Source organism: Photobacterium piscicola (assembly GCF_046058925.1).
GTDB lineage: Bacteria > Pseudomonadota > Gammaproteobacteria > Enterobacterales > Vibrionaceae > Photobacterium > Photobacterium piscicola.
The window spans coordinates 1,115,620-1,130,344 of record NZ_CP175534.1 but is presented as its reverse complement, the minus strand read 5'-3'; the positions used below and the strand labels follow the sequence as shown (position 1 = coordinate 1,130,344).

Sequence of the window (14,725 nt, the reverse complement as noted above, 5' to 3'; positions counted from 1 at the left end):
GAAGAATTGTTTTATAACAGTTTTTCGATGGTTAAAGTGGCCTTTAATCATCATAGTAACGAATAACTATTGCGACTCAAAATAGAGTAGCAAGCAACATCCCGTGGTGGGATTCCCGAGTGGCCAAAGGGAGCAGATTGTAAATCTGCCGGCACTGCCTTCGAAGGTTCGAATCCTTCTCCCACCACCATCATTTTGAAAAGTTGTTGATAATAACTTTTCGGTTATTGAAGTGGCCTTTAATAACCATAGCTTCAACAAATTATTGTAATACCCCGTGGTGGGGTTCCCGAGTGGCCAAAGGGAGCAGATTGTAAATCTGCCGGCACTGCCTTCGAAGGTTCGAATCCTTCCCCCACCACCATCATTTTGAAAGGTTGTTTAATAACAGCACTTCAGTGATTAAAGTTAAGCTTTAATCACCATAGCAACATCCCGTGGTGGGATTCCCGAGTGGCCAAAGGGAGCAGATTGTAAATCTGCCGGCACTGCCTTCGAAGGTTCGAATCCTTCTCCCACCACCATCATTTTGAAAGGTTGTTTTATAACAGCATTTCAGTGGTTAAAGTTGGTCTTTAATCACCATAGCAATACCCCGTGGTGGGATTCCCGAGTGGCCAAAGGGAGCAGATTGTAAATCTGCCGGCACTGCCTTCGAAGGTTCGAATCCTTCTCCCACCACCATCATTTTGAAAAGTTGTTGATAATAACTTTTCGGTTATTGAAGTGGCCTTTAATAACCACTGCTTCAACAAATTATTGTAATACCCCGTGGTGGGATTCCCGAGTGGCCAAAGGGAGCAGATTGTAAATCTGCCGGCACTGCCTTCGAAGGTTCGAATCCTTCTCCCACCACCATCATTCAGCCAGTTGCTTAGCAGCTGGCTTTTTCATATCAAAAAAATAACACCATATAAACATCAACAAATTAGACTAACTTATTTTATATGTGCAATACTGCATATGGTTGTCTGGTTTATATATGGATTGTTATGACAGAAGCTTCTACTTACACCAATATTGATTGGGCACAAGTTAAGGTACTGATTATTGATGATCAGCTATCTTCTGCATTACTCATTCAAAATATTCTCCACAGCATCGATCTTACTGCGATTGATATTGCAACTAACAGTGTCAATGCGATTCGACTTTGTAAAACCACCGCTTATGATCTAATCCTGCTTGATTTTCATCTTGATCCACAACTCAGTGGTAGTGAACTTCTTACCGTAATGAGAAAAAATAACTATATCAGTGCCTATTGCGGCATTATCTTTATCTCAGGCGATCGCACCCCTGAAGTTATCGTGACCTCGATTAGCCTAGATGCTGATAGTTTTCTCAGTAAACCATTAAATATTGGACAATTAAAACAACGTATCATAACGGTTTATCAAGCATGCTTAATTCGCAAACCAATTTATATCGCAATAACAAACAATCAAACATCAACAGCCATATTCTTATGTCGACAGTTATTACAACAGCATGGTCATAATCTTGAAATTGAAATCCTATTGCTTGATTTATTAATCAGCCAACAAGACTGGTTACCCGCTCAGCAATTATTAAGCCTATTTAGTGAGCGTAGCCAACACCACAAACTGGGATTACTTCAAGCCCAATTAATGCATAAGCAAGGCGATACCATTGCGGCTATTCAACGGCTACAAACACTGATTAAACAAGTGCCCTTATTTGTCGAAGCCTATGACGAACTCGCACTGTTATTGCACCAGCAACAACAGCCATGTGAAGCAAAAGCCATTGCCTACCAAGCCCTAATGCTTACGCCAAGTATCAGCCAACGTTCATTAATGGCTGCTCAATTAGCCGTTTGTACTAATGATCTCTCTTTATTTATTAAAACAGGAAAAACATTCGTTACTCACTTACCTATTATTAATCAAGATTGGATCATTTACTTTGCCCAATTTACAGCTTTATTTGAACAACTTCATAGTCAGCAATTATCACCACTGTCGCAACGAAAACTTCTTAAACAATTAAAAAATATCCATCGTTTAGCACAGCAACGATTAACCTCAAGCCAAAAAAAACACCTTGCAGCATTTTGTCATATAACCCTGGCAAGATTTGCTGTAACCAATAACCAACCATTAAAAGCAAAACGCCGTTTATTGCATGGCCTAAAGATATATTTTGGTCAAATGTCACAGGCACCCGCGGCCATTATGGTTGATGCATTGCCTTTATTGGTGTATTTCGGAGAGACTCGATTAATTAAAGAAATATATCAAGTATTAATGACGCGTAGTGTATTAGATGAACATAGCCATCATCGTCTTAGCCAACTGCAACGTAATAAATTTATTATTGAAAACATTCGTCTGTTAGTTGATCAACTGGCAACCGCAAAAGCGACAATATCACCAGACCCTCAACGCGCTTACCATATCTATCACACCATTTTGCGTGATTATCCTTATAATACAGAAGCACATTTAGGGCGCATGAATAGCTTACTTGTGCTGCAACAAATACATCATCCAGAAATTGATATCAGCTTACAACAAATTAAAAAGATGCCACTCGCTTCACCATTACAAGAATGGTTCATTCAATTACAGCAATTGTATCTTGATAAACACAGTGTGGTTTACCCTTAACTTTCACCATCACTATTATCACTTGGTGCACCTTGTCTGTATTTATCATTCCGATGTTCTTGATCGCTATTCTCTTGATCCTGACGCTCTGTTGTTGTCGCTTCAGGTTCCGCACCAAACATACGCTTTATAAAATCGAACATACTCTACTCCATGACTATAGCGTCAAAACAACGCTGGGGTTAATAAACAAGTTAGCACAGTCATTACTCGGCATAAGCCCAAACGAATGTGACAACGATAACACCATCTACTTAGTGACATGTCAGCGGATTATTTAAAAACAATAACTTGTCATAAATGATATATTTCCTTTTAGCATAGACCCGCATCTTCGTTATACCCAAATAAACTTACACTACAGGTATGATCGCTTCTGATTGAATGGATCATATATCGAAGTGATAGTGCAATGTGCTAATATCAGTAACCAATAATCATTCGCAGTTATGGACACTAAATATGAAAGTTATTTCTTTTAATATCAATGGGCTACGTGCTCGATTACATCAACTACAAGCTATTATCGATAAACACCAGCCTGATGTTATCGGTTTACAAGAAATTAAAGTTCATGACGAAGCTTTTCCGTTAGCGGATGTTGAAGCAATGGGCTACAAAGTCTACTTTCATGGTCAAAAAGCCCATTACGGCGTTGCAATGTTATGTAAACAAGAACCGATTAGTGTTCAGAAAGGGTTTCCAACTGACGACGATGAAGCGCAACGTCGAATGATCATGGCGACGTTTAAACAAGAAGATGGCAGCAATATAACGGTAATGAACGGCTATTTCCCTCAAGGCGATAACGTTAAGCATGAAACCAAATTTCCGGCAAAAGAGAAGTTTTACGCTGATCTAATGAACTACCTTAATACCGCGCACACCAATGATGAACAACTCATCGTGATGGGTGACATTAATATTAGCCCTATCGATTTAGACATAGGTATCGGCCCCGTCAACGCTAAACGTTGGCTAAAAACAGGCAAATGTTCATTCCAGCCAATTGAACGCCAATGGTTACAAACACTATTAGATTGGGGTTTTATTGATACTTTCCGTCAACTTCACCCAGCAGTAGATGATCAATTCTCATGGTTTGATTATCGTTCAAAAGGCTTTGTTGATAATCGAGGCCTGCGTATTGATGTGATTCTAGCAACGCCAACATTAGCGAACCGTTGTACCGAAGCCGGTATTGATTACGAATTACGTGGAATTGAAAAGCCTTCTGATCACGCTCCAATTTGGTCAACTTTCAGCAATTGATATGCGCATTAAGCTTCAATAATCACCATCACCAAAACAAATAATCACAGCTGAAGCCGACTATCTTATTGGTAGCGGCTTTTGTCTGTTTTGCATATATATTCACCAAAATACTGGCACCATACCTTTACAGTATCGATTTAAACTATATTGATGAATATTATCCATCGACAAGATGAATATAAAAAAAGTTGAATCAATATTTTTTAAACGGCATAAATACGTTAAAAAAAAACAGACAAAATCATAACTTATTGATTTTAAATGATGCTTTATTTTGTGATCATGGTTAGAAAATTATGAAATTAAATTACATTAAAATTTTTTTTAGTTTTATCAAAAAAATTATACCGTTACAATTCAAATGATTACATTATTTTGCAGTGTCACAATATGTCTAATTTTGTTATAAATTTTCACCGCAATGATCCAGATCAAATTTATGATTCACAACCTTTGCTATTATTCTGGCAGCCAAATTTAAACCATTAAAGAGCACTCCTGTGAAAATGGAAACGAATCCTTTTGACTCACTGATGCCACCAGCTATGGCACATAAAGCCGAAGAAGTCGGTGTTTATAAAGCGACAAAACACCCGTTACAGTCATTCTTTTTAGCGATAACTGCAGGTGTCTTTATCTCAATTGCTTTTGTATTTTATACAACAGTAACTACTGGCGCTGGTGATATGCCTTGGGGTATGTCTAAATTTGTCGGTGGTTTAGCTTTTAGTTTAGGTTTAATCCTAGTAGTTATATGCGGTGGCGAGTTATTTACCTCTTCTGTATTAACCACTGTTGCTCGTGCAAGCGGTCGCATTACTACTGGTCAGTTAATGAAAAACTGGGGCATTGTTTACCTCGGTAACTTTGTTGGTGCAATTTTCTTTGTTGCCTGTATTTGGATTGCAGAACAACACCTTGGCGCGAATGGCCAATGGGGTATTAACGCAATGAAGATCGCCCAACATAAACTTCATCATGATTTTGGACAAGCTGTTGTTTTAGGTATGTTATGTAACCTAATGGTTTGTCTTGCAACATGGATGACTTTCTCATGCCGTAGTGCTACTGATAAAGTTATGGTAATGTTGCTACCCGTTGCAATGTTTGTTGCATGTGGTTTTGAGCACTGTATTGCAAATATGTTTATGATTCCTATGGGTATTGTAATTCATGCTTTCTCTGGTCCTGAATTTTGGGCTATGACAGGTGTCGATCCTGCACAATTTGCAGACTTGAACATTCATAATTTTGTTGTTAACAATCTAATCCCAGTGACCATTGGTAATATCATTGGTGGTGGTGTATTAGTTGGTCTAACATATTGGATTATTCATCGTCGTCCAGAACTTAACGGCAATAGCCATCACTAAGTTTTGACGCGGTAACATTTATTTTTTTCTACTGAATAGTATAGGTAGGTATACAATGGCAGAGCAATTTGCTGCATGGGAAGGCTTCACAGCTGGTGATTGGCAGAACGAAGTAAACGTTCGTGACTTTATCCAAAAGAACTACACTCCTTTCGAGGGTGACGGCTCTTTCCTAGAAACAGAAGCGACTCCAGCTACAGCTAAGCTTTGGGAAGCTGTAATGGTAGGCATCAAACAGGAAAACGCGACTCACGCACCTGTTGATTTCGATACTGACGTTGTTTCTACTATCACTGCACACGACGCTGGTTACATCGACCAAGAACTTGAAACTATCGTAGGTCTTCAAACTGACGCGCCTCTTAAGCGTGGTTTGATCCCTAACGGTGGTATCCGCATGATCGAAAACTCATGCAAAGTATACGGTCGTGAACTAGATCCTACTATCAAGAAGGTTTACTCAGAGCTTCGTAAAACACACAACCAAGGTGTTTTCGATATCTACACTCCTTCTATCATCAAGTGTCGTAAGTCTGGTGTTCTAACTGGTCTTCCTGATGCATACGGCCGTGGTCGTATCATTGGTGACTACCGTCGTATCGCACTTTACGGTATCGACAAGCTAATGGCTGACAAGCTAGCTCAATTCAAATCTCTAGAAGAAATGTTTGAGAATGGCGAAGATCTTCAAATGACTATGCAACGTCGTGAAGAGATCTGTGAACAGCACCGTGCTCTTGGTCAAATCAAGACTATGGCTGCTAAATACGGTTGTGATATCTCTCTTCCTGCTGCTACTGCACAAGAAGCTATCCAGTGGACTTACTTCGGCTACCTAGCTGCTGTTAAATCACAAAACGGTGCTGCAATGTCTCTAGGTCGTACTTCGACTTTCCTAGACATCTTCATCGAGCGTGATATCGCTGATGGTAAGATCACTGAAGCACAAGCTCAAGAAATGATCGACCACTTCGTAATGAAGCTACGTATGGTTCGTTTCCTACGTACTCCTGAATACGATGAGTTGTTCTCTGGTGACCCAATCTGGGCAACAGAATCAATGGGTGGTATGGGTCTTGACGGTCGTACACTAGTTACACGTTCAAACTTCCGTTTCCTAAACAGCCTATACACAATGGGTCCTTCTCCAGAGCCAAACATCACTGTTCTTTGGTCTGAGCAACTACCTGTAGGCTTCAAGAAGTTCTGTGCGAAGGTATCTATCGATACTTCTTCTATCCAGTACGAAAACGATGACCTAATGCGTCCAGACATGAACTCTGACGATTACGCAATCGCTTGTTGTGTATCTCCAATGGTTGTTGGTAAGCAAATGCAGTTCTTCGGTGCTCGTGCTAACCTTGCTAAGACTATGCTTTACGCAATCAACGGCGGTGTGGATGAGAAGCTTAAGATCCAAGTAGGTCCTAAGACTGATAAAGTAACTGCTGAAGTTCTTGACTACACAGATACTATGGATCGTCTAGATCACTTCATGGATTGGTTAGCAACGACTTACGTTTCTGCGCTAAACGCTATTCACTGGAGCCACGACAAGTACAGCTACGAAGCATCGCTAATGGCTCTACACGATCGTGACATCAAGCGTACAATGGCTTGTGGTATCGCTGGTCTTTCTGTTGCTGCTGACTCACTATCAGCTATCAAATACGCAACTGTTAAGCCTATCCGTGACGAAGATGGCATCGCTATCGATTTCGAAATCGAAGGTGACTATCCTAAGTTCGGTAACAATGACGCACGCGTTGATGACATCGCATGTGACCTTGTTGAGCGCTTCATGAACAAGATCCGTACTCACAAGATGTACCGTGATGCGATCCCTACTCAGTCTATCCTAACTATCACATCTAACGTTGTGTACGGTAAGAAGACAGGTAACACTCCAGACGGTCGTCGTGCAGGTGCTCCTTTCGCACCAGGTGCTAACCCAATGCACGGTCGTGACGAAAAAGGCGCTGTAGCTTCACTTACTTCTGTAGGTAAACTACCGTTTGCACACGCTAAAGATGGTATTTCATACACATTCTCTATCGTTCCAAACGCACTAGGTAAAGATCTTGATACTCAAGAAACTAACCTAGCTGGCCTAATGGATGGTTACTTCCACCATGAGTCAGGCATCGAAGGTGGTCAACACCTAAACGTTAACGTTCTTAACCGCGAAACTCTAGAAGACGCAGTTAAGCACCCTGAGAACTACCCACAGTTAACTATCCGTGTATCGGGTTATGCTGTGCGTTTTAACTCTCTAACTGCTGAACAGCAGGCTGACGTTATCGCTCGTACTTTCACAGCGTCTCTATAATATAGAGCATTCTGTGTAGGAAGTTCGCTTCCTAATAAAAACCGGCTTATATAGCCGGTTTTTTTATGCCCAAAATTTAAGAATAAAAACACGCTTCGTTACATTTCTTCGATTGTACCTATCACATTTTATAGATATTCTGCGCCGCCCTATTTCAAGCATTAATTTACTTCTGTATTTAAGGACATGACTTTCTGATGCGAAGATCTCAATCGGTATTGATTGTCGACGACAGTAGTATTATCCAACAAACAACCAAGCTTATTTTGGTTAATGGGCAATTCCAAAGTGCCAATATTTATTGTGCCTCAAACGCCTCTGAAGCGATTAAGTATTGCCAGCAGCAGACCTTTGATATTCTCTTTCTTGACTTTAATCTTGGCTTTGGTAGTACCGGACTACAATTACTTGAGCGTCTATATCACAATAAATTATTGCAGCATTCACCGCTGATTTTTATTTTAACTGCTGATGACTCACCCGCCGTTCTAATGGGTTTTTCTGAATACCAACCCGATGATTATTTGGTTAAGCCTTTACGATTAAATACCTTAAAGCAACGCTTAGAATATGTTTTTGAACAACGCGTCATCAATGATCGTGCTTTTGAGTGTTACTTACATTCAGGCATTGATGGTGTTGAAGAGATGTGTGCGAAATCAAATGTAACCGTCAGCACCTATTGCACTACGATTACTGCTGTTGCTAAACGCTTATTTAATCAAAAACAGCCTCATCTTAATGCTGATATTGAAACACTACTAACCCTGATTCAGCAGCATTACCACAGTCTACCAGCACAACTTTTACTGTCTCAACTGTGGTTACAGCAACAAAATTTTCAGGCTCTTAATCCATTATTAAACCAATTAAGAGACTTATATCCTGATCATTTAATGCTACTTGAATACAGTGCCTGCTCTGCATTATTACAACAAAAAATCACCCAAGGTTATGATTTTTGGTTAAAGGCACATAATGTCAGTAAAAATAACTTACATCGCTTATTTGGCCTATTATGGATTGAATGTCATTTCCATAACCACAGCGCCATGCAACAACACTTACGTGAAGCCATCTCATATCTTCGCCATTCAGTATGGGATAAACCTTGCTATCACGCGTTTATTGTTTGGCTGCAACTACAACATAGCGATAAAAAGAATTTACCAATAGAACGGCTCTGGCGCACAATTAGCCAACAAAAAACCATAACTAAACATGAACGTGCGTTTATTTACTTATTACAAGCATGGCAATATTTAGACAATGACAGCAATCTTCATGCCTATAAAAGCTATATTGCTGCGATAGAAACGATTCAACAAACAGCGCCAGAACAGCACAGTTTTGAATTTGATGCGATTGCCCTTTGTATTAGCAAACGCTTAGCCATGACTCGTCATCAAATAGACTGTTATCAACGATTACAACACAATCTACATCAGCACCAAAATGAGCCGCATTCGATTATAAAACAGATGTGGTTAGAAACAATGCAGCCAACAACTAGCCATCACACAGATGAACAATACCGTTATGCGCTTAGATTGTTAAAACAAAAATATTATATTGAGGCTGGTCAATCGATGTTGCTATTATGGCCTCAATATCGTTTTGATGATGTTTTAGCTCGGTGTTTAATTGAGTTATCTTCACGGGGTTATATAGATAATGATCCACAGCATCGACAATGGATTAGAGAAGCGAGATGGACCTTTGAATCACAAGAGTTTAAACCTGACTGGTATTTAAGATTAAAAGCGCAATATCGCTTTCTTCAACAACCATTATATTAATGTCTTGATTTGTTCTTCTAGGTAGCTCTACATGCGAAACTTTATACTGCTGCTAGTACTGATATTACCACCTTTTATACAGACCATTTATGCTAATGAATTAACGCATAAGACGACGGCTAAACCCATTTTAACTGTTGGCTATACCTCGCTTAATTGGGCACCATTATCTTTTAAACATGGCGATAAAATTGTCGGTTTGTTACCTGATTTGATGGATACTATTGCAGCAAAAGCAAACTACCAAATAAAAAGTGTCTATTTCCAAAGTTTTGATGAAATGCTCGCAGCATTTAAAAGTAACGATGTTGATCTATTGATTGGTATAGCGGCAACATTTAATCGTCAAAAATACATGGTATTTAGTGATCCTATTCTAAGCTCATCATTTGCGATGCTTAGCCGATCGCCTCTGTACACCAAAATATCAGATCTTAATGATGCTACTATTAGTGTTGAAAATGGCTTTGCTATTAAACAAAAAATAATAGATCTTCATCTTAACGGTCAAATTCTAGCAATGCCATCCAGCACCGTGGCACTTAATGCTGTTGATACAGGTCTAGCCGATGTTTATATTGGTAATAGCCTGATCCTACACCACTCACTCACAACTAATAAGCAACAACCACCACTTTATTTCTCACCGATAACTACATTGCCTTTTGAACGCTTATACATCACAGCTACACGAAATAATAGAGTCCTCATCGACAATATTAATCAAGCTTATAGTCAACTTCATCCCGCAGTCTTAACCGCAATTTATGATCGCTGGCTAACGCCAATACAAAAAAAGATGTTAAGTGATCCGCATACGGTTCATTTAACCGCAGCTGAAAATAATGCCTTACAGCAGCAGCAGAATATTCGTATCGGCTATAAATACCCTATGTCGCCAATATTGAACAAAAATGATTTTATTTTAAGTCAACTCAACGACACTTTAACCAAAATAAAAGATAAGCTTCCTATCACCACCACCATTGTTCCCATCGATAATTATCAAGATGGTAAGCAAAAACTGCTCAATAATGACATTGATATTATGGCTGCGGTAGCGATAACAAACCAACGTCATAAGGAACTGACCTTTACGACCCCTTATTCTAACGATCGGTGGGTTATGCTTGATCACATCAACCATAAAAAATTAACCTCCATTAATTCAACGGATACCATTGGTGTTCTCGCCTTTGGATTTGGAGGAAAACTTGTCAAAGAATATTACCCAACAGCGAAGATTCGCTTATTTAAAAATAAATTTGATATTCTCAACGCCGTGGTCGATGGGGAGATTAATTATGCGGTAATTTCGTTATCTACCGCGAATGTTTTATTACAAAACAATTTCTTAGGGCAATTAAAAATCATTACAAGTCGTATTGATGATTATGATCGAAAAGTTGCCTTTGCTCTGTCAAAAAATAACCTTTTACTGCGTAATATTTTAAATAAAACCATTGATTCTCTGCCACCAACGACTATTCAAAAACAATGGCATACTTTCACAATAAAAAATGATGGTATTTACAATCGATTAATCTTATTTATCATGATAATGGGCGCGGTTATTAGCTGTATTATTGGGGCCATTACCATTTGGAACCGCCGTTTAAGTAAAGAAATTAAGTACCGTAAAGCGGCAGAAGATAAATTAACTTATTTAACCAATAATTTTGATGGTGTTCTGATTCAACATCACCAAAAAAGTGATGACCCAATGGATATTGATATCCAATTTATGAGTGAAAAAATTATTGATTTTACGGGTATTTCAGCCAGTAAATTCTATTTTTTTCCACACTTATTGAAAGATCGCATCTCTATGCGAGATGATTATTCAAGCTTAGTTGCCGAAATGCGTAATGCTGTACAGCAAGGCTATTGGCGTACCGAGTTACAAATTAAAATCAATGAATTAAGTGCACCTTGTTGGATTGAACTACGTTGTCAAATTACGCCAGCAGCAATCGGTTGGCAGTGGAATAGCATCCTGATTGATATTACTCAATTAAAACAGCAACAATTAGCACTGACAATCGCCAAACAAAAATCGCAAGCAGCCACAATAGCAAAATCACGCTTTTTAGCCATGATGAGTCATGAAATTCGCACGCCAATCAGCGGCATTATTTGTTTATTAGATTTAATGAAACCTTATGCTCAACAGCCTGAACTTTATCAAATCCATAAAAATCTCACCTTTTCAGGTGAAAACCTACTTAATATTGTGAATGATGTTTTAGATTTCTCTAAGCTTGAATCAAAAAAACTAGAGATCAATCCGCAACAAAAAATAATGTATAAAATAGCCACAGTGTTAGTACAACCTCATGCTATTCATGCCGCACAGAAAGGGCTAGATTTTAAATTATGGCTTGATCCTAATATCGCCAAAAGTTTACGTTTTGATAGTTTTCGTCTTAAACAAGTGCTGAATAATTTACTTAATAATGCGATTAAATTTACGTCTCAAGGCGCTATACACCTTGATATTAATTTATTATCCCAACAAAATAACCAGCAAACTATTAGCTTTACAATCACAGATACTGGCATAGGTATTGCGGCTAAAAATATCAATAAACTCTTTCAGCCATTTGAACAAATAGAGCAAAACACCGATCGTCGCTATGATGGCACCGGATTAGGGCTATCAATTTGCCACCAACTGATCCAATTAATGAATGGAACGATTTCAGTATCAAGCCAACTTAATAAAGGCACTAGCTTTACGATCACTCTCACGTTTGATATCTGCCAAGCCGCTGAGGTTAAATCATTAAACAAGCACTGTGGCTTACTCTCGATAGTCAATGATCTTATTTTAACCAACTATTTAACAGCTTGGGGTTGTTCTATCTCGCGGTTAAATGTCACCACCAAAGAACAACTCGCAGTTGCAATATCAACCCAATGTATTGATACTATTTTTGTGCCTCAATCATGGGCAAATCAACATAATATTGATCTTAATTGGATTGCAATTAACTTACCTTCGGTTAATTGGATTACTATAACCTCTACTGATGTCATACTTACGTCCAACATTAATGCCCGTAATATTTCCCTTAGCCCGCTTTTATCTCAACAACTTTATCGTGCATTAACAGAGCCCTTTCAACCGTATAACAATGACAATCAGTCTCGCTATAATGTGCCTATAACGCTAACTCGTGAACAAGCTATCGCAGATAACCGTTATGTGTTGGTCGCAGAAGATCATCCAATTAACCAGCAGATACTCAAACAACAATTAGAGCAACTTAACTATGCGGTAGATATTGTTGATAATGGAAAACAAGCTTTAGTTGCATTAGCACAGACTAATTACAATATTTTACTCACTGATTGCCATATGCCAGAAGTCGATGGCTATGAGTTAGCCAAAATAATTCGAGAGCAAGAACAACGAACAGACGCGATAGCTTTACCTATTATCGCGATTACAGCCAACGCTCTCACTAATACCTGTCGTTTTCAAACCATGGGTTTTAGCGATTATTTAATTAAGCCATTAAAGCAACAACAGCTAAAAGATATATTAGCAAAATGGATAAAACCATTAAGCATAGACCAAAACGTCAAAAAAATGTCACAATTAACTATCGAGCCAACAATATCGTCAATAACATCAACCACACCAAAACAAGTTATTGATATAAATGAACTATTACCCATATTTGGTGACAGTGAGCTGTGTCAGTTATTGCTACAACAATACTTAGAATCTTGTTTTGACGATTTATCACAGCTTAAAACAGCAATATCACAACAAAATAATGATAGTATCTTTATGGTTAGCCATCGCATGAAAGGTGCTGCACGGATGATGGCTTTTCATCCATTAGCACAAATAACCCAGAAGCTTGAATTACACTCGCAACAAGCGCAAATAGACTCGACCGATTTACAACAAGACTACTTGCACATTGAGCAACTAATCGAACAATTATCACACCAAATTAACAGTAAATAGGATCGAAGAATGAACATATTATTGATTGAAGATCATGACTTTCAACGTCAAGTTCTTGCAACCCAATTAGCTCATCTTATCGATCCAAATCAAGACCATATACACTGTGCAACTAATGGTGTGTGCGGATTGAAGGCGGTAGCACTATATCAACCGCAGTTACTGTTTTGTGATCTCAACATGCCACAAATGGACGGCATCAGTTTTCTCGGTCATCTTGCTGAACAGCAATTCACTGGTGCAATTATTATCACTAGCGCATTAAATGCGGATGTACTTCTTAGTGTCAATAAAATGTGTAAAAACTATGGCCTTAATTTATTAGGTACATTAGCGAAACCAACCCATCTTGAGCAACTAAAACAATTATTAGCTTTAGCGGTCAATCAACAACCGTTGGGCGATGCACCAATATCAGCATTACAACTCGCACTCACAGAGCAGGATATTATTGATGCTTTTAATGCTAACTACTTAACCCCTTATTATCAGCCCATTGTTAATTTAAAAACTGGCGAATGGGTCGCTAGCGAAGCATTAATTCGATTTATTCACCCAGATTATGGCATTGTGCCTGCAAGTAATTTCATCCAGCACTTAACCCAAATAGGTAAAGACAGCCATCTCGCCTTACTCATTATCAATCATGTAATCAGCCATCAAGCTATATTTGAAGGCCGAAGAGTTGCTGTCAATATCTCAGCCAAAACCTTAGTTGAACGTAGTTTTATTAATCATGTGCTGGCATTACATAATCAATATCCACAATTGCATCACTGGCTTTATTTTGAATTAACTGAGTCAGATTTATTTGAGTCGGCAGGCAAAGCTCTAGAAGCTGCTGCTCGATTAGGCATGCATGGGTTTAATCTTTCGATTGATGATTTTGGTACGGGTTATTCATCGCTAAAACAACTCGATATCTTGCCGTTTAAGTCGCTAAAGTTAGACATTAGCTTTGTGCAGGCGATGCCAACAAATTACACCGCTAAAGTAATTATTGAGACTTGTTTATTATTAGCACATCGACTTAATTTAACAGTGATAGCTGAAGGTGTTGAAGATATTACATTGTGGTTAAAGCTACAAAAAATGGATTGTGAACTCGCGCAAGGTTATTTTATTTCACCACCGTTACCTTTTAGCCAAATTCCAATTTGGCATGATCAATGGCAACAACGAAGCCAACAATTACTCAATAATTCAGCCTCCAAAGAGATATTAACTAAAACACAAGAGAGATGAATATCACCCACTCTTATCTGATCCATGCTAATGAGGGATCCTGAGTTTTCGCTATATTCACACCTCGTTTTGTAATAAAATAACATATA

Annotated in this window: 8 protein-coding genes and 5 tRNA genes; 12 read left to right on the top strand and 1 reads right to left on the bottom strand. The window is 38.6% G+C overall.

Going from position 1 to position 14,725, the window contains the following annotated elements; translation table 11 throughout:
• Positions 1 to 105 precede the first annotated feature (105 nt).
• The 6 genes from ACJZU6_RS05680 (at position 106) to ACJZU6_RS05655 (ending at position 2,633) form a co-directional block, all read left to right on the top strand.
• A tRNA-Tyr gene (locus ACJZU6_RS05680) sits at positions 106 to 190 on the top strand.
• 89 nt (positions 191 to 279) lie between these two features.
• A tRNA-Tyr gene (locus ACJZU6_RS05675) sits at positions 280 to 364 on the top strand.
• Positions 365 to 439: 75 nt separating this feature from the next.
• Positions 440 to 524: transfer RNA gene (locus ACJZU6_RS05670), tRNA-Tyr, on the top strand.
• 75 nt (positions 525 to 599) lie between these two features.
• Positions 600 to 684 (top strand) — tRNA-Tyr (locus tag ACJZU6_RS05665).
• 89 nt (positions 685 to 773) lie between these two features.
• Positions 774 to 858 (top strand) — tRNA-Tyr (locus ACJZU6_RS05660).
• A gap of 134 nt (positions 859 to 992) precedes the next feature.
• Entirely contained in the window at positions 993 to 2,633 is a 1,641-nt protein-coding gene (locus ACJZU6_RS05655) for a response regulator (RefSeq protein WP_408900756.1), read from the top strand.
• On the opposite strand, the gene ACJZU6_RS05650 is transcribed toward ACJZU6_RS05655, so the two are convergent.
• Entirely contained in the window at positions 2,630 to 2,776 is a 147-nt protein-coding gene (locus tag ACJZU6_RS05650; RefSeq protein ID WP_158258955.1) for a hypothetical protein, read from the bottom strand. The genes ACJZU6_RS05655 and ACJZU6_RS05650 overlap by 4 nt on opposite strands.
• Positions 2,777 to 3,095: 319 nt before the next feature.
• Here ACJZU6_RS05650 and xthA point away from each other — a divergent pair, with 319 nt between their 5' ends.
• The 6 genes from xthA to ACJZU6_RS05620 all read left to right on the top strand — a co-directional run bounded on the left by xthA (position 3,096) and on the right by ACJZU6_RS05620 (position 14,636).
• Entirely contained in the window at positions 3,096 to 3,905 is an 810-nt protein-coding gene (xthA, locus tag ACJZU6_RS05645) for an exodeoxyribonuclease III (protein ID WP_408900755.1), read from the top strand.
• A gap of 509 nt (positions 3,906 to 4,414) precedes the next feature.
• Entirely contained in the window at positions 4,415 to 5,281 is an 867-nt protein-coding gene (gene focA, locus ACJZU6_RS05640; protein WP_080158063.1) for a formate transporter FocA, read from the top strand.
• A gap of 55 nt (positions 5,282 to 5,336) precedes the next feature.
• Positions 5,337 to 7,610, top strand: coding sequence for a formate C-acetyltransferase (gene pflB, locus ACJZU6_RS05635; protein ID WP_080158064.1), 2,274 nt, complete (start codon positions 5,337 to 5,339; stop codon positions 7,608 to 7,610).
• A 197-nt stretch (positions 7,611 to 7,807) separates the two neighbouring features.
• Positions 7,808 to 9,409: a response regulator gene (locus tag ACJZU6_RS05630; protein WP_408900754.1), complete on the top strand. Its 1,602-nt coding sequence runs from the start codon at positions 7,808 to 7,810 to the stop codon at positions 9,407 to 9,409.
• A gap of 31 nt (positions 9,410 to 9,440) precedes the next feature.
• Positions 9,441 to 13,391 (top strand): ATP-binding protein, encoded by a 3,951-nt coding sequence (locus tag ACJZU6_RS05625; protein ID WP_408900753.1) that lies wholly within the window; start codon positions 9,441 to 9,443, stop codon positions 13,389 to 13,391.
• A gap of 9 nt (positions 13,392 to 13,400) precedes the next feature.
• A complete protein-coding gene (locus tag ACJZU6_RS05620) occupies positions 13,401 to 14,636 on the top strand; it encodes an EAL domain-containing protein (RefSeq protein ID WP_080158067.1) in 1,236 nt (411 codons plus the stop codon).
• Positions 14,637 to 14,725: the final 89 nt, after the last annotated feature.